Origin of the sequence: Veillonella sp. DNF00869, from assembly GCF_001553345.1 — a bacterium.
Lineage (GTDB): Bacteria > Bacillota > Negativicutes > Veillonellales > Veillonellaceae > F0422.
This window is the reverse complement of the sequence record NZ_KQ960771.1, coordinates 110379-131822: the sequence shown is the minus strand read 5'-3', so window position 1 is coordinate 131822 and position 21444 is coordinate 110379. Positions and strand designations below refer to the sequence as shown.

The 21444-nt window shown below is 39.4% G+C and carries 25 protein-coding genes; 2 read left to right on the top strand and 23 right to left on the bottom strand.

The window, feature by feature from the left end; genetic code table 11:
* Positions 1 to 13: 13 nt before the first annotated feature.
* The 9 genes from HMPREF3032_RS04960 to HMPREF3032_RS04920 form a co-directional block, all read right to left on the bottom strand.
* Positions 14 to 1090, bottom strand: coding sequence for a cobalt-precorrin 5A hydrolase (locus tag HMPREF3032_RS04960; RefSeq protein ID WP_062402567.1), 1077 nt, complete (start codon positions 1088 to 1090; stop codon positions 14 to 16).
* Positions 1090 to 1848: a precorrin-4 C(11)-methyltransferase gene (gene cobM / locus HMPREF3032_RS04955; RefSeq protein WP_062402564.1), complete on the bottom strand. Its 759-nt coding sequence runs from the start codon at positions 1846 to 1848 to the stop codon at positions 1090 to 1092. The genes HMPREF3032_RS04960 and cobM overlap by 1 nt, the downstream gene beginning before the upstream one ends.
* A 1-nt stretch (position 1849) precedes the next feature.
* Complete coding sequence (cbiT, locus tag HMPREF3032_RS04950) at positions 1850 to 2431, bottom strand: precorrin-6Y C5,15-methyltransferase (decarboxylating) subunit CbiT (RefSeq protein ID WP_062402561.1); 582 nt, start codon at positions 2429 to 2431, stop codon at positions 1850 to 1852.
* A complete protein-coding gene (gene cbiE, locus HMPREF3032_RS04945) occupies positions 2428 to 3054 on the bottom strand; it encodes a precorrin-6y C5,15-methyltransferase (decarboxylating) subunit CbiE (RefSeq protein WP_062402559.1) in 627 nt (208 codons plus the stop codon). The genes cbiT and cbiE overlap by 4 nt, the downstream gene beginning before the upstream one ends.
* Positions 3030 to 4148 (bottom strand): cobalt-precorrin-5B (C(1))-methyltransferase CbiD, encoded by a 1119-nt coding sequence (cbiD, locus tag HMPREF3032_RS04940; RefSeq protein WP_062402557.1) that lies wholly within the window; start codon positions 4146 to 4148, stop codon positions 3030 to 3032. The genes cbiE and cbiD overlap by 25 nt, the downstream gene beginning before the upstream one ends.
* A gap of 54 nt (positions 4149 to 4202) precedes the next feature.
* Positions 4203 to 4697, bottom strand: a complete 495-nt coding sequence (locus HMPREF3032_RS04935) for a YajQ family cyclic di-GMP-binding protein (RefSeq protein ID WP_062402554.1) — start codon at positions 4695 to 4697, stop codon at positions 4203 to 4205.
* Between the two features lie 180 nt (positions 4698 to 4877).
* Positions 4878 to 5090: a DNA-directed RNA polymerase subunit omega gene (rpoZ, locus tag HMPREF3032_RS04930; RefSeq protein WP_009354099.1), complete on the bottom strand. Its 213-nt coding sequence runs from the start codon at positions 5088 to 5090 to the stop codon at positions 4878 to 4880.
* A 30-nt stretch (positions 5091 to 5120) separates the two neighbouring features.
* Positions 5121 to 5753 (bottom strand): guanylate kinase, encoded by a 633-nt coding sequence (gene gmk / locus HMPREF3032_RS04925; RefSeq protein WP_009354106.1) that lies wholly within the window; start codon positions 5751 to 5753, stop codon positions 5121 to 5123.
* A 24-nt stretch (positions 5754 to 5777) separates the two neighbouring features.
* On the bottom strand, positions 5778 to 6659 hold the full coding sequence (locus HMPREF3032_RS04920; RefSeq protein ID WP_062402553.1) for a YicC/YloC family endoribonuclease: 882 nt from the start codon (positions 6657 to 6659) through the stop codon (positions 5778 to 5780).
* Between the two features lie 485 nt (positions 6660 to 7144).
* Between HMPREF3032_RS04920 and HMPREF3032_RS04915 the strand changes: the two genes are divergently transcribed.
* A complete protein-coding gene (locus HMPREF3032_RS04915) occupies positions 7145 to 8872 on the top strand; it encodes an Rqc2 family fibronectin-binding protein (protein WP_062402552.1) in 1728 nt (575 codons plus the stop codon).
* A gap of 288 nt (positions 8873 to 9160) precedes the next feature.
* Here HMPREF3032_RS04915 and bioA read toward each other — a convergent pair whose 3' ends face one another.
* The 14 genes from bioA to nth form a co-directional block, all read right to left on the bottom strand.
* Complete coding sequence (gene bioA, locus HMPREF3032_RS04910; protein WP_062402549.1) at positions 9161 to 10507, bottom strand: adenosylmethionine--8-amino-7-oxononanoate transaminase; 1347 nt, start codon at positions 10505 to 10507, stop codon at positions 9161 to 9163.
* Positions 10508 to 10540: 33 nt separating this feature from the next.
* Entirely contained in the window at positions 10541 to 11245 is a 705-nt protein-coding gene (bioD, locus tag HMPREF3032_RS04905; protein ID WP_062402547.1) for a dethiobiotin synthase, read from the bottom strand.
* Between the two features lie 108 nt (positions 11246 to 11353).
* On the bottom strand, positions 11354 to 11920 hold the full coding sequence (locus tag HMPREF3032_RS04900; RefSeq protein WP_062402544.1) for a biotin transporter BioY: 567 nt from the start codon (positions 11918 to 11920) through the stop codon (positions 11354 to 11356).
* Positions 11921 to 12185: 265 nt separating this feature from the next.
* On the bottom strand, positions 12186 to 12947 hold the full coding sequence (gene surE, locus HMPREF3032_RS04895; protein ID WP_062402541.1) for a 5'/3'-nucleotidase SurE: 762 nt from the start codon (positions 12945 to 12947) through the stop codon (positions 12186 to 12188).
* A gap of 158 nt (positions 12948 to 13105) precedes the next feature.
* On the bottom strand, positions 13106 to 13543 hold the full coding sequence (rpiB, locus tag HMPREF3032_RS04890; RefSeq protein ID WP_062402539.1) for a ribose 5-phosphate isomerase B: 438 nt from the start codon (positions 13541 to 13543) through the stop codon (positions 13106 to 13108).
* Between the two features lie 38 nt (positions 13544 to 13581).
* Positions 13582 to 14025, bottom strand: a complete 444-nt coding sequence (locus HMPREF3032_RS04885) for a low molecular weight protein arginine phosphatase (protein WP_062402536.1) — start codon at positions 14023 to 14025, stop codon at positions 13582 to 13584.
* A gap of 154 nt (positions 14026 to 14179) precedes the next feature.
* A complete protein-coding gene (locus HMPREF3032_RS04880; protein ID WP_082717800.1) occupies positions 14180 to 15274 on the bottom strand; it encodes an L-threonylcarbamoyladenylate synthase in 1095 nt (364 codons plus the stop codon).
* A 33-nt stretch (positions 15275 to 15307) separates the two neighbouring features.
* Entirely contained in the window at positions 15308 to 16258 is a 951-nt protein-coding gene (gene prmC, locus HMPREF3032_RS04875; protein ID WP_062402533.1) for a peptide chain release factor N(5)-glutamine methyltransferase, read from the bottom strand.
* Positions 16251 to 17333 carry a peptide chain release factor 1 gene (gene prfA, locus HMPREF3032_RS04870; RefSeq protein WP_062402531.1) on the bottom strand — a complete coding sequence of 361 codons (1083 nt, stop codon included), beginning with the start codon at positions 17331 to 17333 and terminating at the stop codon, positions 16251 to 16253. The genes prmC and prfA overlap by 8 nt, the downstream gene beginning before the upstream one ends.
* Before the next feature lie 12 nt (positions 17334 to 17345).
* Positions 17346 to 18236 carry a DUF1385 domain-containing protein gene (locus HMPREF3032_RS04865; RefSeq protein ID WP_062402528.1) on the bottom strand — a complete coding sequence of 297 codons (891 nt, stop codon included), beginning with the start codon at positions 18234 to 18236 and terminating at the stop codon, positions 17346 to 17348.
* A 72-nt stretch (positions 18237 to 18308) separates the two neighbouring features.
* Positions 18309 to 18506 (bottom strand): 50S ribosomal protein L31, encoded by a 198-nt coding sequence (gene rpmE, locus HMPREF3032_RS04860; RefSeq protein WP_009354094.1) that lies wholly within the window; start codon positions 18504 to 18506, stop codon positions 18309 to 18311.
* Between the two features lie 86 nt (positions 18507 to 18592).
* Positions 18593 to 18883: a YdbC family protein gene (locus tag HMPREF3032_RS04855; RefSeq protein ID WP_009354108.1), complete on the bottom strand. Its 291-nt coding sequence runs from the start codon at positions 18881 to 18883 to the stop codon at positions 18593 to 18595.
* A gap of 2 nt (positions 18884 to 18885) precedes the next feature.
* Positions 18886 to 20388 (bottom strand): hypothetical protein, encoded by a 1503-nt coding sequence (locus tag HMPREF3032_RS04850; protein WP_062402525.1) that lies wholly within the window; start codon positions 20386 to 20388, stop codon positions 18886 to 18888.
* Position 20389: 1 nt separating this feature from the next.
* On the bottom strand, positions 20390 to 21025 hold the full coding sequence (gene nth / locus HMPREF3032_RS04845) for an endonuclease III (RefSeq protein WP_062402522.1): 636 nt from the start codon (positions 21023 to 21025) through the stop codon (positions 20390 to 20392).
* 151 nt (positions 21026 to 21176) lie between these two features.
* Between nth and HMPREF3032_RS04840 the strand changes: the two genes are divergently transcribed.
* Entirely contained in the window at positions 21177 to 21443 is a 267-nt protein-coding gene (locus HMPREF3032_RS04840) for a DUF896 domain-containing protein (protein ID WP_231723410.1), read from the top strand.
* Position 21444: the final 1 nt, after the last annotated feature.

Below are 21444 nucleotides of genomic sequence, written 5' to 3'. Positions count from 1 at the left end.
GGGTTACCAGGTCCTATTCCGATGACTTGCAATGTGCCCGTGCAATGGCTACGGTTGTTCTCGGAAATATTGTTTTGTGCTGCAGTAGCTCCTGCCCCTGCGCTAGTAATAGTGCTGTCGTTTCGCATACGTTTCCTACTCCTATGGTTTGTTTAACAAAATTTGATTCAATAATTTGTGCCTCTTCAATACAAGGGGCCATTTCTTCTTGTGTATAAAATTGGATAGGCCATTTGAGTTCTTCCATGGCGTCTAATAATCCTATTTCATCAGCTTTTACAATGACTGAGGCCGCTCCTTTGACGCTTAATGGGGATCGTCCTACATTTTGCAATGATTCTGCTATGGCTGAAAGTATCAATTCTTTCGGTGTATCACGACGGCATCCGATACCTACCGTCATAGTCGGTGGTCGCAGCACCAGTGTGACACCTACGCAATCAATGGTTCTATCTGTAATCACAACCTTTGGCTCATCCCCCCATGGGAATGCTTCCTCTGGGTGAAAGAGAACATAGTCCACTTGATGTGCTTGTACAGCCCTTTCAAAGTCATCTGCCAAAGTGCTATCCAAATAATATTTAACAGCATCACCATTGACGATAGCTGCATTCACCTTAATAAGCATAGAGAAATCTTCTACCTTAGCACCAATTTTTCGGGCCAATACATCTGGTGCAGGCAACTGATTCACGTCTGTAGCTGTCGTAATCACCGGAGTAGCCCCCGTAATCATAGCCACCTCGCTAGTCCATTCATTAGCGCCACCTAAATGTCCAGATAATAGGCTAATCACAAAGTGACCACCTTCATCCATCACTAAAATAGCTGGATCTTCCGATTTATGCTTGATAAAAGGTGCAATCATACGCACTACAATGCCTGTGGCCATAATGAATAAGATACGGTCATAGTCTTTCCACAACTGTTCTATATGCGGTTTCAAAGAAGAAAAGGATATGGCTTTGTCTCCACTTTCACGTTCTACTTTTTCATAACAATCCACCACATGTTCCTGTATATAGGCACTGCGTACTTGTTGGCCTAACTTAGCCCCACGTTTTGTAACAGATACGATAGCAATCTTCATTACTTAGCATCTCGATACATATGAGCAAAGCCTTTGTCATAGAGTTTAGATAATTCATAATCTGTATCCAGTACACGGCTTACTACAATCATAGCTTGGCGGATAACGCCTTCTTCTGCCACCACATCAGCAATCGTTTCTAAAGTACCACGAATGATACGTTGATCTGGCCAAGATGCTTTTACAACGATAGCCACTGGTGTCGTTTTATCGTAGCCACCTTCAATTAACTCTGCCGCCACTTTATCAATCATTTGGACAGACAAGAAAATACACATAGTAGCGCCATGGCTAGCTAGCATAGATAATTTTTCTTTTTCAGGCATAGGTGTTCTGCCTTCCATACGAGTGATGATGACAGTTTGCGTTACATTAGGCAATGTGTACTCTTGTTGCAAGGCTGCTGCCGTTGCCAAGAAAGAGCTTACCCCAGGTGTTACATCATAAGTAATACCCATTTCTTTCAAAGCATCCATCTGCTCTTGGATCGCTCCATAGATAGCTGGGTCACCTGTGTGTAAACGCACTACCGTTTTACCTTCTGCCACTCTAGCTTTTGTGACTGCTAATACATCATCTAAGCTCATAGACGCAGAATTATGTATTTCACAGCCTTCTTTACAAGCTTCTAAAATTGCTGGGTTCACCAAGGAACCAGCGTAGATTACTACATCTGCTTCTTGTACCAATCGGTATCCCTTACGGGTAATTAATTCCGGATCTCCAGGGCCTGCGCCCACGATATGCACTTGTGCCATATTATGCCTCCTGTTTCACTGCAGTTACGATAAAAATAGGGCTCAATGGATTTAATAAATGGTATGGACCAGCTTTTCTGAAACGGCTCACTTGCATTTGAAATCCTTCATAAGTATACGGTCTACCTTTTAGTTCTTTTAAAATCGTATAGCCTGTTTCCATAGTCACAGCGGTTACTACAAGACGACCGCCCACTTTTAACAACCGTGTAGCTTCGTCCATAATTGTACCCATACCACCAGCGCTACCACCGATGATAACAGCGTCTAATTCTGGTAAATCTTCCATACCTTCTGGCGCTTTGGCTTCAATAATTGTTAAGTTTTTTACACCAAATTTTTCTTGATTTTGGCGAATTAAATCTGTCGCTTTTTCAAAGCGTTCGATAGCATATACATGTCCTTTCGGAGCAGCTATGGCAGCTTCAATCGAAATGGAACCAGTACCAGCTCCCACATCAAGAACCACGCTATCTTCTTCTACACGAGCTGCATTCATAACTACCATACGAATTTCTTTTTTCGTCATGGGCACATCGCCACGAATAAATTCCTCGTCTTCAATTCCAAAAAAATGTCTCATCCTAATACCACCATTACGGAGTGCCCAAAGCCCTCCAATTTTTGTAATTCTTCTAATGTACCGCGTTCAATACGCTCATCTTCATAACTCAATCGTTCACAGGCTGCCGCTTTTGTATCCTTCGGCCAACCATGCTCTTCGATTAAATATCTTGCAATATAGGCAGGATTTTGTTCAGGATCCGTTAAGAAACCTAACTTACGTCCTTCTGCATAATACAAATCTTTTTCCTCTGGTCGACGACCGTGAAAGCTCATTAAATCTGCATTGTGCCATACTTCTCCAAGTCTAGCAAAGGCAAATGTCATAGAGCTAATTCCTGGTGTCACATCGATAGGATTGTTAGGGAATTTAGTTTTTAAGTATGGCAATAAGGAATAATATCCTGTATCGCCACTGACTAATACAACAATATCATTGGATTCTAGTTGTTCTCCCATCCACTCCGCCATAGGTGCTAATTTCGCAATAGGAAAGGTCGCCTGACCTGGCTGAGCAAAATCTTCTAATGCTCGCTCACTTCCTACCAAGACCTTAGCCTGTTTGATTAGATGTAATCCTCTAGGTACTACATACTCTGGGTTCCCAGGGCCAATACCTACGACATACAAGGTATGTGCCATGATTCTTCTTCTCCTATTTCCTTCGCTACTTCATCGACGGCCAATATAGTGCCATCTAAGGTAGATATGATAATGCCAACTTTTGCATCTTGCGCAATATAACGCATAGAGCGCAAAGACGCTCGATCCGCTACGCGCTGGTAAATACCCTCCAAGTGTTCTCGTTCGATAATTGGCATGGCAGCCTCTGTTGTGCGACACTCCATCAATTCTTCACAAACTTCTCGAGATGCCCCTTCTAAGGCTGCATAAGCTACAATCGTTTCCATACGTCCATCACTCATGCGATTATGGGTATGAAAGCTGCCGCTAGCCAATTTGATAATTTTACCAATGTGACCAATGATGAGGATATTTTTAAATCCAATTTTGACACATTGTTCTAGCATGAAGCCGATAAAATTGCTTGTTTCTGCCATTTGATTGATAGAAATCCCTAGTTGTTCTTTTGCGATTTCTTGACCAATACGCCCCGGCACCAGGATGGCCGTTGTATAGCCTGCTTCTTTCATGACACGCAATTGCGGCACTAGGGAGTTTTTGAACCCTTCTTCACTCATTGGTTTTACAATACCTGTTGTACCAATGATGGAAATACCACCTTCAATACCAAGAGTGCCATTCAAGGTCTTTCTAGCTAAGGTCTCCCCAGCTGGTACGGATACTTTCACATGAATGCCCATGTCCTTTGGTACGAGCTCTTCGAACACATAGGAAATCATCGTTCTAGGGCCCGGATTAATAGCAGGTTCTCCTACGGGTAATGCCAAGCCTGGTTTCGTTATGGTTCCTACGCCAAAACCTGCTTCATAAGTAATATTTCCCGATTGATTTAATGTTACCGTGGTCACAATATCTGTACCATGTGTGACATCCGGATCATCACCACCGTCTTTCACAACGGTTACCATTGCTTCCATTGGAGACAGTACTTCCACCTTCGCAATGGGCACATCAATAAAAGCATCTTGAGGGTTTCGTATAGAAACTTGGTCAACGATTTCTTCTTCGATTAGGGCTAAGAGTCCAGCTTTTACCCCTGCTGTTGCACAGGAACCAGTGGTGTAACCACCACGCATATCTTCTACGTTCATAGTCCCTCACATGATAAAATAGGAGCATCCATTGGATGATGCTCCTTTATTTAATTAAGATCGGAAATTCACAAATTGTAATTCCACAGGTAAATCTTGTTCACGAAGCATAGTAATCACTGCTTGCAATTGATCTTTATCTTTTCCTGCTACACGTACTTGGTCTTCCATAATTTGAGCCGTCACTTTTAATTTCATATTTTTAATTAATTTGACAACATCTTTAGCCACCTCTTTAGAGATACCATTCTTAATAGTCACAACTTGACGTACAGTACCGCCAGATGCTGGTTCGATTTTACCATACTCTAAATTTTTAATGGCTACATTACGTTTTACCATTTTCCCTTTTAGGACATCGATAATGGCTCCTAATTTGTATTCATCATCGCAATGAATTTTAATGGTATCCCCATCATGTTCTATATCTGCTTTGCTATTACGAAAATCATAGCGTGTACCGATTTCTTTCTTCGCTTGATTTACTGCATTATCTACTTCTTGCATATCCACTTCGGATACAACATCAAATGAACAATCTTTAGCCATATAAACCTCCAATAATTATTTACATGAACAGTCTAATTATACCCTAAATACCTTATATTTTCTACCTTTTCAGGTGCTTTTATTATAGCTTTTAGGAATGTAGTATACGTTAAAAAAATACCTAATGAATACAGCTTTGATTCCTCTATTCATTAGGTATCTTATCATCATAATATAAACTTATTTCACACCATCTTTAGTGCGTTCAAAACCTACTTGTTCTGCAGCGATTTCATATAAAGCAATAGATACAGGGTTTTCTGTTCCTACTTCACCTACAAGGGATGGATCTCCATCTGTCAATTCACGAGCACGCTTAGCTGCTAAAGTTACCAACGTGTATTTGCTGTCCACCTGTTTTTCTAAATCTTTTAAATGCGGTTCTACCATCATAATGAAAGTCTCCTTTATCTACTTACTATATTATTGCTGTCCTTGTTCATTGCTATACCGTTTATAAATATATTGAATCTTTTCTTTGTTGCGGCTAATCTTGCATGTTTCAGCCCGTAAGATGGAAGCTGTTCGTTCAATGGCATCTTCCAAATCGTCATTCACCACAATGTAGTCATAACGATGTGCTAATGCTAATTCAGAACAAGCTAAAGATAAACGTTTATGAATCACTTCTTTATCATCCGTACCACGACCATGCAGACGAGATGTTAACACATCTAAGGATGGCGGCACAACATAAATAAAGACAGCATCGCTGTAAGATTCTTTTACCTTCATAGCACCTTGAATATCAATCTCCAAAATCACGCTCTTGCCTTCTTCTAATAAGTTCATAACGTGCTCTTTCGGTGTACCATAGTAATTATCATACACTTTTGCATATTCTAAGAATGCATCTTCTTTGATTAGTTTTTCAAATGTATCTACATCTCGGAAGAAATAGCTAATGCCTTCTTCTTCTCCCACCCGCGGTTGACGTGTGGTCATCGATACAGAATAGACCAGGTTTGGCATTTGTTTGCGGAGTTCTGCACAAATCGTGCCTTTTCCTGCCCCAGATGGTCCTGAAATGACGATTAATATTCCTTTATCAGACATGATAACTCCAGTACTACTTACACATTATTCTATATTCTGAATTTGCTCTCTTACCTTTTCTAACTCTACTTTCAATTGTACAACTGTATCTACAATTGTAATTTCATTCCCCTTAGATCCCATGGTATTAACCTCACGGTTCATTTCTTGTAACAAGAAATCTAACTTGCGTCCAATAGGCCCTTCTTCCTCAAGGATTTCTTTTAATTGTACCACATGTGAGGCAAATCGGGCAATCTCTTCTGAAATATCTACCTTATCTGAAAGTATAGCCACTTCTTGCATAAACCGTTCTTCTTGAAAATCTACGCCCACTTTATCTAGCATAGTTTGGATTCTTTGCAATAATCGCTCTTCATGGTGCGCTAAGGCTACGTCTCTTCGACTTTCCATGTAAGCAAATAATGTTTCAATTCCTTGTAGGCGTTTCGTAATATCTTCTTTCATTGCAACGCCTTCTTTGGCACGCATCGCAAGAACACCGTCAATGGCCAATTTTGTTGCCTCTTCTAAAGATCGTCCCATCGCCTCTTCATCAGTAGGTGGTTCTTCTACAGAGATCCAATCCGAAGAAATGGACATAATTGCCGATAAAGGGACCTCTTTCACATCTGTATAGAATCCTTCATCTACTAAAAACTGTTTAATCTGTCCACATAAAGCACGATTCATCCGCAAGTCTTTTTCTTGCTCACCAGATTCTTTATAGAGAATAGCCACCTCTACCTTACCACGTTGAAAGGCAGATTGGATTAACCGTCGTACTTTATCCTCAAAGATATTAAATTGTTTAGGGCTTTTAATAGTAATGTCACAATATCTTGTGTTTACCGTTTTAATCTCTACTTGGAAACTTCCTGTTTCTGTAGTCACTATGCCGCGACCAAAGCCTGTCATACTGTTCATGGATTTACCTCGCGTTTCCGTTCTATTTCTTACCTTTCAGTATAGCACGGTAGGAGTAAAAATAAAACGTTTTATTTGCTCTAATCTATATCTACCATAATGTTAATATAGTTAGAAATTTTATTTTACTGCTAATTCAGATATGCATTATTCTTCTCTTATATATCGCTCTCAGTGAAACATCAAGTTTAACGATGTCTCTATTCATCTATATTTTGGGTGTCATACCTTTAATTCAAAACCTACCTATATCTCCTAGTACTAGATTAGTGTATACTAGTATAGTGATAGTTTTTAAATTTTTCTCTTACTAATAGATAGTATAAGAATAGGGTATCTTTAGTAAGGTACCATGTAATATCAATTATTTTTCGTAAATTTATACAAATTACCTATTCAATTTGTATAAAAAAGAAGTGTAATTGCAAGGATATTTTACACTTTCAAATATAATCGTACTATACACCTATAACGAAAGGATTCCCATGAATTTAGATGGTTTAACCTTGTCTGTATTAATACGAGAACTGAACGACCAAGTTGGTAATGGTCAAATTCAACGTATTCAGCAGATTGATAAAACAAGTATACTTTTAAAAATCAATACACCTACCACAAGTCCATACTTAGTGATTACTGTAGGCAGTGCTCCATCCATCTATGTAACAGACAAGATTGTAGATGCTCCCAAGGAGCCCACATCTCTTATAATGTATTTACGGAAATACATTGAAGGAGCTCGTATCACAAATATTGAGCAACTACACGGTGACCGCATCATCCGCATCACCGCCGATAAATTAGGGTTAGATGGTTCCATACTTGTAAATGAAATCTATGTAGAACTAATGGGCAAATATTCCAACTGTATATTTGTGCAAGATGGCATCATTTTAGAATCCCTGGTTCATGTCACACCACTTATGAATCGTGTTCGGTCAGTAGCTCCTAAATTACCTTACGAGCTACCTCCTAATACATCTCGTGTGGATCTTATGCAGTTCTCTGGTCCGGAGATAACACAATTACTCCAATCTTTTTCACAAGACACAGTGGGCAATACCATTCGTCATATCTTCAACGGCTTTGGTTCTGTCCTATTAGATGATCTATGTTATCGTATGGGGCTAACTCTTACGACACCAGTGGCATCGGAGCTCATCAACAGTATCACCGAAGGACTTATTAATTTGCAATCCCAGCTTCTTAGGGCACAAGGATTATTCCAATACACCACGGCTACTGGTAAACGCTTGTTAACGCCTATTCCACTCTGTGAAAGTTCCCCCCACACCATTGTTGATACTACCCAGTATCCAACAATTTCTGAGGCCCTTTCACAGGATGTGGCAAAGCTAGGAGCTATTCATACAGCAGGAAAAGAGTTAGAAAAAATTATCTCCGCCGCTATCAAAAAAGAGGAAGGTCGTCACGAAAAAATAAAAGCTGAACTAGACGACACATCCAAAGCGGATATGTATAAATCCTATGGGGATTTGCTCATGATTTATAGCTACTTGCCCCACCACTATGAATCGGAAGTGACAGTACAAAATGTATTATCTGACTCGGCTGAAGATATTACAATCCCATTGGATCCCCCATTATCCATTACAGAAAATGCGCAGGCCTATTATAAACTATATCGTAAGATGAAAAATCGTACAAAAAATGGTCAATACCAACTAGAGCAAAGCACCATGCGCCTTTCTTATTTGGAATCCATTCAATACAGTTTATCTTTGGCCACGACCAAACAGTCTGTTCAAGAAATTCGCAGTGAATGTGAAAGTGCAGGCATCTTGCGTCAATCTAAAAAGCCGATTCCTTTCAAGATTAAAAAAGACAATTTCTTGCATTTTACCATTCCTAATGGTGACGTATATGTAGGGCAAAACAACCAGCAAAATGAGTACCTTACCAACCGTTGGGCTAAACCTAATGACCTATGGTTACATACACAGCATATTCAAGGATCTCATGTTATCTTACGTTCAAATATAGAACCAGATATTAAAATGATTGAAGCCGCTGCGCAAATCGCTGCGTACTTTAGCAAAGGAAAAGATACATCTAAAGTAACCGTGGACTACACCTTAGTGAAGCACATTAAAAAGCCACCTGGATCTCCTTTGGGATATGTCATATTTAATACCCACAACGACATTGTGGTAGAACCGAAAGTACCTAAGGGGTATACAGAAAATCACTAGTTTATCTTATGTACAAGTTAGAATATTCCTTTGTAATCTAATGGTAACCAATGATTTTAACAACATAATCAAAATATAGAAAAGGCTGTAAGCATTCATATCGTTTGCTTACAGCCTTTTTATTATTCTAATTCATATCGTATGAACTTCACTATCACTCTCGTACATCAGACTATATTCAGGTTCTTTTCCATCTATATAATCTAAAAAATATTTTAGGGAGTTAGATATTACCCAAATTGTAGCACAAAGATGATAGTTTAACGAGTTATATTTAATGATTTACACTTATCCCAATACATCTGCCATAGCTTGTACTGTTCGTTCGATAGCAATATCGATGGTCTCTTTATCTATGGTTAAAGGGGGATTAAAGTAAATGACATTCCCCAATGGTCTAAGTAGTAATCCTCTATCTAATGCTTTTTTGTAGATTTGATAGCCCATGCGCAAGGAGCCATCAAATCCTTCTTTTGTTTCTTTATTGGTAACAAGTTCGATGGCATTTATTAATCCCATACGACGGATTTCTCCTACATTGGGGTGATTCCCCAAGGCTTTCACTAAAGCATCATGTAAATAGTTACCCATTTCCTCAGCTTGTTCCAAAATATGTTCATCTCGCAACGTATCTAGTACTGCCAATGCCGCGGCACAGCCCAGTGGATTACCACTATAGGTATGACTATGCATGAATGCTTTCATCGTATGGTAATCATCGTAGAAGGCCTGATAAATTTTTTCAGCTACTACTGTAATTGACATCGGCATATAGCCACCAGTCAATGCTTTGGAGACAGTCATAATATCTGGAGAAACTCCTGCATGGTCAAAGGCAAATAACTTGCCTGTACGACCAAATCCTGTGGCAATTTCATCAGCAATCAGTAACACTCCATAACGGTCGCACAGCTCACGTAGTTTACGTAGGTATTCTGGCGGATACATTTTCATACCTGCACACCCTTGAATCAATGGTTCGACGATCACTGCTGCCAAGGTAGATCCATGTTCTGCAAAGTCTTTTTCCATATGCTCAAAACATTCACAGGAACAAGTTTCACGAGTTTTATCATAAGCACAACGATAACAGTCTGGTCCTTGTGTGTGAACAGTTTGATCCATCAACATTGGCTTATAAATTTCAGCAAACAAATCCATACTACCTACCGATAAAGCACCAATGGTTTCACCATGGTAGCTCTCACTGAGGCATAAAAATTTTTGACGCTCTGGGTGACCTGTTTGATAGTGATATTGGAACGCCATTTTCAAAGCACATTCTACGGCGCCAGACCCATTATCACTAAAGTGAAACCTTGTTAATCCTTCTGGTACTACTTCTTTCAATCGTTCAGCCAAAGTGATAGCCGGACGATGACTAAAATTAGCAAAGATGACATGTTCCAATGTATCTAGTTGATGTTTAATCGCCTCATTTACTTTTGGATGACAATGTCCTAGTAAATTACACCACCAAGAACTAATGATATCTATGTATTCTTTTCCATCTACATCATATAAATAGCAACCTTTTGCATGGTCGATCACAATGGGTGGCAATGTTTCATAATCTTTCATTTGTGAACATGGATGCCAAATTAACTCTAAATCCTTTTTTGCCCAATCTTTCATGTGTATACCTATACCTCTCTTATAATTATCTAATTACGCATGGGGATTCACTATATCATCATAACAACGTAACATGTGCTCCACATCTATATGCAAGGATGTTTCCTCAGGTCCTACTCGATCTAAGACAGGAATCCCCGTTAGTCGTTCCATCATCACACAATTATCTTCTTCCATAGGGTTTCCTGTGTATTGGTTTACAATAATACCTTTTACAGCAATACCCTTAGATTGCAAATAATGGATTGTCAATACAGTACTATTAATTGTTCCTAATGCTGCTGTAGCTACCACAATGGTTGGCAAGCCTAAATCTTTTACTACATCTTCTAGCATATATAGCTCTGTATCTGTTACATATAGAGGACAAATAATTCCCCCACTACCTTCTACGGTTGTATAGGTATGTGACCTAGCGACATTACAGAAATTTTGGTTCACTATGGTTCTATCGATAACTTTTCCTTCATGACGAGCCGCTAAATGGGGAGAGACAGCCTCATCAAATACATAAGATAGTAAACTTTCATCCTCTTGTGAAAGTCCCCCCACTTGTTTCACATATCCTGCATCGCTTTCAGAAATGCTAGGAGCTCCACTGACAGCTGCTTTATAATATGCCACATCATGGCCAGCTTCATGAAGTTTTTTGAGCCATAAAGCAGTGATATATGTTTTACCTACATCTGTTCCTGTACCTAATATATACAAACCTTTTGGGCTTTGAGTTATTGTCATGATTTTATCCTTTCCTACGTTATTCATCACTTATGTGACTTTCACAATTATCAACATAAGGTGCATACAAAAGTGTATATGCACCTTATGTCACATCTGTTATGTATACTATCGTTTTAAAATCGGAAGTAATCGTTTTGCAATCACTGCTGCCAAGATACAGAGGAAAATATCTGGTATCACTGGCAATGCAAAACAGTAGATAAATAATACATCTAGTCCAATTGGTTTTGCTAAGTATAGATCCATAATTTCATATAAGTAGACCATGCCTAAGGCATATACTATAGCTAAATTCACAAAAGAAGCGGTTAACAATGTTTTGAAAGTCACAACTGTTGCTTTTTCTATCATACGACCCGCCATAAAAGCACCAATAGCAAAGCCTAATAGATAACCAAAGGTAGGTTTGAAGATGTACATAAATCCACCACCTTCAGTAAATACCGGCACCCCTACAAGGCCAAGAATGATGTACATCGCCACACTCATACCGCCTAATCGACTTCCCAAGATTAAACCAGCTAATGTGGTAAAGAGCAATTGCAAGGTAAATGGTAAATTAGGAATAGGAATCTTAATAAATGCTCCTACTGCTACCAAAGCCACAAATAATGCGGTCATCGTAATTTGTCTTGCACTCATCGTACCTGTTACATTTGATTCTTCTTTCATGATAGGACCCTCCCTTGAGCCACAACATAAGATGATAAAAAATGTCTTTCAAATAGTATTAAAACACTATTGCTTTTTATTGTCAACTCCAATATGATTACTAGGTGTTTACAATAAAAAGAAACGACCTATCGTATCATATATCATGATAGATAGATCGTTTGTATATTATTAGATACATCAAAGATTTATAACTATACTATAATAAATATATCCAAAAGTTAATACTCCCTCCTCGGGGTTGTAAAGCTTTAATGACTGCACGCTATTTATTTGCAATTAACTGTTCCACCACAGGAATTTGAGCCGTATCTTCTTGTTTCCACGTCAAAGGCACCACAGATATATATCCTTCTTTGATATGTCCCACATCGGTTGGTTTATCTTCCTTATGGAATCCTTGGTCCCCTACAATCCAATAGTACTCTCTACCCTTAGCATCTTGGCGCACATCAATGACATTCGTATACTCTTGAAAACCTTGATGGAATACTTTTACTTGGTCCCAGCCAACAGGACCTTCTTTTAGGAAATTAACATTCAATAGTCCTTGATATTTTCCTTCTTCGTACATAACTTTGATAAAATTAACAATGAAAGGCACGACTTCTTCCATGCGTTTGGCGCTGTATTTTTCTAGGGATAGTGCCAAGGATGGAATACCGTACATCAATCCCTCTAGTGCGGCACCTACAGTACCTGAATACACTGCATCAGATCCCAAATTAAATCCATGGTTGATACCAGATACAACTAAGTCAGGACGATCATTTTTTAATAAATAAGATAAAGAAAACTTTACGCAGTCTACTGGTGTACCCTCTACAAAGAGCATTCTTGGGTTGTCACCCTCTTCACTCATCTCTTTTGCTCGAATCGGCACTTGTACCGTTAACGCACTAGATTTTGCACTTTGCTCCACCTTAGGTGCCACCATTGTTACTCGATGGTGCTTTGCTAATTCCTGTGCTAATCCTTGTATAGCTGGGGCCCATAAGCCGTCGTCATTTGTTAATAAAATATGCATAGTATCTCCTATCTAATAGTAATATTACATACACTATTGTATAGTAAATTGACTAATATTTCTATATTTGTAAGATTCCGAATATATTTATTTTAGAATTATATCGAACATAAAAACGGCTAGTCCAATCTCAGGACCAGCCGTTACTTTGTTCGATATTATTCTTCAATAGCGGAAATTTTATCCACACGTTTTGCATGGCGACCGCCTTCAAATTCAGTGTGCAACCAAATATCGACAATATCTAATGCCAATCCTTGACCGATAACACGTTCACCCATAGTGAGTACATTCGCATTGTTATGCTCACGGCTAGCGTGTGCAGAGAATGTATCATGGCATAATGCAGCACGAATGCCTTTTACTTTGTTCGCTGCAATACCGATTCCAATACCTGTACCACATGTCAAAATGCCACGGTCAAATTCACCAGCTGCTACTGCTTCTGCCAATGGTTTTGCCACATCTGGATAATCCATAGAATCTGTAGAGTACGTACCAAAATCTTTGTACTCAATACCTTGTTTCTCTAGTAAGCCTTTAATCGCTTCTTTTAAATGAAATCCACCATGATCACAACCAACTGCTACTTTCATTTTGTCCTCCTTTATTTAAAACGTCATTCACCATTTAATTACTTATGTAATTCAATCCCTTTTCGTATATACTCTACAATCTGTTCCGCTGTTTTAGTATATATTTCTTGAGATTGTCCAAATGGGTCTTCTACGTCCCCAACTTCGCCACCAAATTCAGCAAGGGTCATAATTTTTTTACTATCGAAAGGAAATTGGCGAAGTAATATTTTTTTATGATCTTCTGTCATTGCCAATACATAATCTGCGGCTTTCACAAAATCTACTTTTAATGGGCGAGAGCTGTGTTCGCTAATATCTTCGCCTACTAATTCACGAACTGCCTCCACTGCTTCGTCGCTCACCTTAGCTCCAGGAACACAAAATAATCCTGTGGATAAAGTCACTACCTCTATACCAAGCTCACGCCCTACAGCACGGGCAATTCCTTCTCCCATAGGACTACGACATGTATTTCCTGTGCAAACAAATAATAAATTCATAAGTACCTCTACTATACTTTAAAGCTGATTACACTATTTAATGTAGTCTAGCCAACACTTTTACAAAACAATTAATAGAAACCATATCTGATATATATCAATACACCAATATTCACAACTAATACACTCATCCCATCAAGCGTTTCAAACATCCTTAGATATATTGTACATGACCACCACTAGCCTTCTCTAAGCGATTCATAACGGCCACACCAAGTCCTACCGGAGCACAGCCTTCCACAAGTAATGTATCCACACCCATGTCGTTGAACTGTAATAAACTATCATATAAACGGTTGGCCAATGCCATAGGCTCTGCTTGTTCACCATATACAATGATATCTACTGACAGTGCAAAGTTGGAAAGAATTACATTTAAATTTTCCAAGGTTTCCTCTGACAGTAATAACCCAATTCTCGTTTTTCCCTTACAATCTTCTTGTAAAACAGGTTCTTGCTGAACCATCTTATCTATGATGTCTTTCATATGTTCTGCTACTATTAATGACTGTCCCACAAGTACTTGTACAGGCATATCAGGGGCATAATGGCGATATTTCATCCCTGGCGCTTTGGGCGCCTCTGTAGGATCATGCAATGCCGTATCATATACCACATGGTCCGCCACCATTTCTAGCATCTCTTTTGTGACACCACCGGGACGCAAGATAATGACAGTATTATCTTCTACTTGTACTACTGTAGATTCCACTCCAATTTCACAGGGACCTGCATCCACTATTGCATGAATACGTCCTTTCATATCGTGTAAGACTGCTTCTGCCGTAGTCGGACTTGGTCGACCTGAACGATTGGCGCTAGGCGCTGCAACAGGCACACCAGCTATGCGTATCATCTCACGACACACCTCATGGTCTGGGCATCGTAATGCCACCCGTGAAAGTCCACCGGTCGCACGCTCTGGCACTAGTGCAGACTTTTCAAAGGTAATCGTCAATGGACCTGGCCAAAAGGTATCCATTAATCTTTGTTCTAAAGGAGAGATATGTTTCACTAAACGGTGTACCATAGACTGATCACATACATGTAAAATTAAAGGATTATCAGAAGGTCGCCCTTTTGCAGCATAAATGCGATCCATCGCATCTGCTGCCAGTCCATTAGCTCCTAAGCCGTAGACCGTCTCCGTAGGTATAGCTACTAAATCGCCTACACGAAGCAAAGTGCCCGCTAACTCCACATCATTTGCAGTTAATAACTGTGTCTCAATATGATCTAATGCTTCCATATCGTACCTCCTTTCCTATGTACTATTATATCACTATTTGCGTTGTATCTTCCAACGTACTTCACGAATAATACCAGCTATATCGTGTTGATACACTGGTTCTCCATAGCATCCTGTTTCTACGGCTAGCTTTGATACAGCCTCTTCTTGGCCTTGTCCAATTTCGATGGCAAGGTATCCACCGTCTTTTACAAGACGCCAACCTTCACGAATGATAGGAATATAAAACTCTAATCCTATAGTTCCTCCATGAAGAGCAATATGAGGTTCATGTAATACTTCTTGAGATAATGTGTTCATCTCTGCGGTGGTAATATATGGTGGGTTTGACACAATTATATCAAATAAACCGTCTAAGGATGTTTGTTGCTCACCAAATAGAGACTTACAAGCATCCAATACCGCACCATATTCAGTACCTTTGCCTACTTTCACCTGTTCTAATAGTTGCTTTATATCACTTTCACAGAACCTTGAAACATCGGCTAATTCTAAGGATATGCGATTCTCTTCAGCTACTGCTAATGCTTTGTTGGAAATATCTACACCTACACCAGTGGCATTAGTCAAATAATGCAATAGACTTAATAAAATAGTACCAGGACCTGTACATAAGTCTAAAATGCATGGCGATGCATCTACATCATAGAGAGCTAGTATATCCTCAATTAATGTTTCCGTATCAGGACGGGGAATCAATACATGCTCGTTCACATGAAAGTCTAACCCCATAAATTCTTTATGCCCTGTAATAGCGGCTACGCTATACCCCTTCGCACGCTGTACCACTAGAGGTCGATAGGCATCTAATTCAGCTTTGTCCAAAGGTCGGTCAAAGTTGACATATAAATACATACGGTCACAGCCCAAACTATGAGAAAGCAGTACTTCCCCATCCAAGCGGCTTGATTCTATGCCTTTGGAGCGAAAATACTGCTCTGTCCATTGGAGCATGCGACTAATTGTCCATAACTCATTATCCATGTTGATTTGCCTCTTGCATTTTAGCGGCTTGTTCTGCTGTGATTAAAGCTTGAATTAATTCATCCATATCGCCATTTAATACAGCATTTAATTTGTATAAAGTTAAGTTAATACGATGGTCTGTCACACGACCTTGTGGATAGTTGTACGTACGAATACGCTCGGAGCGATCCCCTGTACCCACTTGGCTTTTACGGTCTGCTGCCATAGCGGACGTCGCTTCTTGCTCTGCTTTATCTTGTAATTTAGCACGCAATACGCGCATGGCTTTTTCACGGTTTTTGAGCTGAGAACGCTCATCCTGACAAGCTACCACAATACCAGATGGTTTGTGTGTAATACGGACAGCTGACTCCGTTTTATTAATGTGCTGTCCACCTGCACCAGAGGCACGGTATGTATCGATTTCCAAATCTTTTTCATTGATTTCGATGTCGATATCTTCTGCTTCTGGTAATACTGCTACCGTTACAGTAGACGTATGGATACGTCCAGAAGATTCTGTATCTGGCACACGTTGCACACGGTGTACGCCACTTTCAAATTTTAACTTAGAATATACACTGTCGCCTTCGATAGAGAATACCACCTCTTTGAAGCCCCCTAATTCAGGCTCGTTCGCATCGATGATGGTACATCTCCAGCCTTGTGTTTCTGCGTACTTTGTAAACATGCGGAATAAATCTCCTGCGAATAAAGCTGCTTCATCACCACCAGCACCGCCACGAATTTCGACGATAATATTTTTATCATCGTTCGGATCTTTTGGTAATAGCAAAATATGTAATTCTGCTTCTAATTCATCTCGACGAACTTTTAATTCATTCAATTCTTCTTGTGCCATAGCACGGAAGTCTTCATCTAGGCTTTTATCACCTAGTACTTCTAACGCTTCTTCAATGCCGGCTAAGACTTGTTTATATTGACGGAATGTGTTCACTGTATCCGTTAATGACGCATGTTGGCGAGTCAGTTTACGCCATTCTTCTTGGCGAGCAATCACATCTGGGTCAGAAATGCGCTGTTCCAAGTCTAAAAATTTATCTTCAATCACTTGCAGTTTATCTACTAACACGGTGACTCCTTTCTAATCTTCTTCGTAAGCATCTTCTTCACTAGGTCGCACAGATTGTAAGGCACGAATAGCCACTTCAATTTGATCATCCTCTGGCTCTCTCGTAGTCATATATTGTAGGGCCAAACCAGGAGCAATGATGGCTTTCATGAGTGGATGCTGTGTCCGTCCAGCTAGGCGAATCAATTCATAGGAAATTCCAGCCACCACTGGCATCAAGGCTAATCTAGATACTATACGTTCCACTAAATTAGGCCAACCTAGAAATGCGAATACAATAATACTCACTACCATGACGAATAATAAGAAATTAGTACCGCACCGTGCATGTAATCTAGAATGATTTCGCACATTTTCCACGGTTAATTCCATATCATTTTCATAGGTGTGTATCGTTTTATGCTCTGCTCCATGATACTGAAAGACACGCTTAATATCTGGAGTGAGTCCAATAGCAAAAATATATAATAAAAAAAGGATTAAACGAATAATTCCTTCATATAAATTCAATATCATATGATCTGTGCCTGCACCTGGCATAAATTTTGCCAACCATGTCGGTAAGGCGATAAATAATGCTGCTGCAATGAGTACAGATACAGCCATAGTGATGGCAATTTCTTTGTTGGATACCTCTTCCTCTTCTTCTCCAGAGGCCTGTGCCGAAAAGGATAAGGCTTTCATACCAATCACTAAGGATTCAAATAAAGCTACTACTCCACGCAGAAATGGCAACTTTAATACGGGATACTTGTCTTGGATAGATTTCGTAGGTTCTTCTTTAACCGTGATGGTTCCATCTGGTTTTCGACAAGCTGTGGCCATAATCTTAGGACCACGCATCATAACCCCTTCAATGACAGCTTGTCCACCTACATATTTTTTTACTCGTTCCTGAGTCATAGGGTCTCCTGTAAAACAAATATAGGCAGAGCCTTAGCTCTGCCAATTAATTTGTATAGGTTATTTACGTAATTATTTGCCGTAACGTTTGTTAAATTGTTCGATACGACCGCGAGCTTTAGCCGCACGTTGTTGGCCTGTGAAGAATGGATGGCAGTTGGAGCAAACGTCCACGCGAAGATCACCTTTAACAGAACCAGTTTTGAATGTGTTTCCACAACCGCAAGTTACAGTTGCTTCCGCATAATTAGGATGAATTCCTTCTTTCATGTATATACACCTCTTTTCAACGTCTAAACTTTTCCTATAGATTATATCACGAATGCTATACTCTATGCAATACTAGGGACTATGACTTATTCAGATTTTTCTGCTTCTAATTTTTTAGCCTCTGCTCGTTCTTGTTTTGCTTCTTCTAAAGCTTCTTCTAAATCTACAGAGTTTAAGATTTCTTTTAGTTCTAAAATTTCTTCTAATGTTAAGGTGACACCTTTTGTCATTTGTGAGTAATCTTCATCCCAAGCACGGATATCGAATTTAGGATTGTAACGTCCCCAGCTTGTGCATGTTAATTGCTTTTTCATGCCATCTTTATTTTCTGAAAGTGTACCTAGTACTTTATAAATTGAATAATTCACCACAGCCATGATTAGCCCTCCTCTGCTTCTGTATTCGTTTCTGTTGGCACTGGTATGACCTCACTAGCTAGTGTGGCTAATGCATTGCCCCAGTTTGTTTCAGCTTGCGCTTTTTCTGTTTCATATTGTTCTAATGAAGTGGTAAAGCTTGTCGTAAATGTAGCCAAGGCCTCTTCTTTTACTACTTGACGACGGCAACTACCCATTAATTGTAATAATGCAGGTGTGGTAGTTACCATGGACGCTAAGGTGCGTACTACTTGTTTTCCTTCTTCGCTATTGAAATACGTATACCATAAGAATGGTGCACTTGGATGGTTAAAATACCAACGATATTCAACTGTATCATCTTGTAAAACAGATTGTTCCATCGCATTTTGTACGCATTCATCCTCTGGGGATGCTCCTAAGGGAATACCATCCTTTTGTTCCAATGTAACAGACACATCGATGCCTTTCATAGATACTTGTAAATAATATCCCTCCAATGCTTCAAACATGCGTTGCATGTATGTTGGAATACGATAGTCTCCATGCATATATCCATCTTCACCCATGGTTGGATGTTTTGGATCCATACTTACTTGTACACCATATAGTGAAAGTCCATAGTGAGCCAAACTAAATGTTTCCATAGACGCCAAAACTTCGTGAGGCAATGGAATGAAGTTGGTTTGCTTATACCCATCTTCAACGATTTCACAAATGGACAAATCTACTTTTTTCACAGGTCCTAAGCCATAGCGGAATTCATAGGTTTGCAATGGGGCCCATTCTCGAACGACTTCTAAATGATTTTGAAGAATCATGAACTGTAAGGCTACACGATTCATATTCAACTGATCTTGTACGGCAGACACTGGAATGAAGTAACGTACAGTGCCTTTTTCGCTTACATTATTCACACGAGCCGCCATTTCTTCCATAGTCGTTACTGGTGCTGTGAACATGCCAGATGTGGCTGCTACAATGTGGTCAAAAATGACATCTTCTGGCCATTCATTGATCACTGGTGCCAATGGATATAAGCTACGGAATAGATTGTAGCAGCTTTCAGAGGCTGTATAGAACAGCAAACGATCTGTGGGAAGGGTTTGCATTATTTCTTCTGCAATGGCTGCATATTCCTCAAAATAGGCAAAGAGAATTATACCTTCTGTATTCTTGTGGAAGTCGATAACTTCTTTGAACGGTACAGTCCATTGACGACCTGCGGATACACCTTCATAATAGCCAGTAGCACTGATGAAATCCATTAATTCTACGCTAAAGGAAATGCCGTAAATTTCCTTAAACCCTGCTTCATCATATGGTAAAGGACCAAACATATCTACTGTGGATGTTTGAGCAAGCTCAAACAATTCTTTCGGCGTAATCCCCCACTCACGGACTTCACCGCTTTGGGTGATAATTTGATCTAATACACGGAATCTTGCTATTTCCTGTACGATAGCAGGACCTGTAATACCTACTTTTGTAAAAGTCTCAATGAGACGTCTCATTTGTTCTGTCATATTATACCTTCCCCGCCGATTGGCATACATCATATAAAGGGCATTCGTCACATAATGGTTTTCGTGCTTTGCAAATCTTTCGGCCATGCCAGATCAGCCAATGATGTGCAGCACTCCAGTGTTCCATAGGAATTGCTTTTTTCAGTTTATTTTCTACTTCGTCTGGTGTTTTACCCTTGGCTAAACCTAACCGATTGGACACTCGGAACACATGCGTGTCTACCGCAATGGCTGGTGTATCAAATAGTATGGATACTAATACATTGGCTGTTTTACGACCAACCCCTGGCAATGTGACTAAGGTATCAAAATCTCGGGGCACTTCACTATTGTGTTGTTCCACTAAAATTTTGCATGTTTCATGAATATGTTTAGCTTTAGAACGATATAACCCGCAATCTTTAATGAGCGCCTCTAATCCAGGTATACCTAATTCATACATGTCTTTAGGATCGCTATATTTCGGAAAGAGTCGTTTTGTTACAATGTTGACTCGTTCGTCAGTACATTGTGCAGATAATGCAACTGCTACTAGTAATTCAAAAGGCGTAGTAAATTCTAGTGCCGGTTTTGCATCATGGTAGACTTCTCCCAATATTCGTATTTGCTCTGCCTTGATGGCTTTTGTGATTCGCATCGGAGCCTTCTCCTCTAAGATGAAAAAACTATATAAATTGTGTTATAATATAAATCTACAATGAATATCATCGATTAGATACTTTCATCTAACCAAGTATATAAAGTATCATACCATAAAGAAAGTCTACTAACAAATAAGGAGATTATCTATGACTGAACAAGAAAAAAAAGAAATGACCATGGAAGAAGCATTAACACGCATTAATGCATTGGCAGCGAAAAAAAAATCTGGTCAAACTTTAACAGAAGAAGAATTAGCAGAAAAGAAAGATTTATATGAAGTGTATTTAGGTTTTATCCGTGCCCAAGTGGTACAACATTTGGAATCTATTGAGTTTGTAGATGCTGAACCTGAAGCAGATACTGTGGAAGTGGATGTAGATTTAGACATAAAACACTTACGGAAGAAGTATTAAT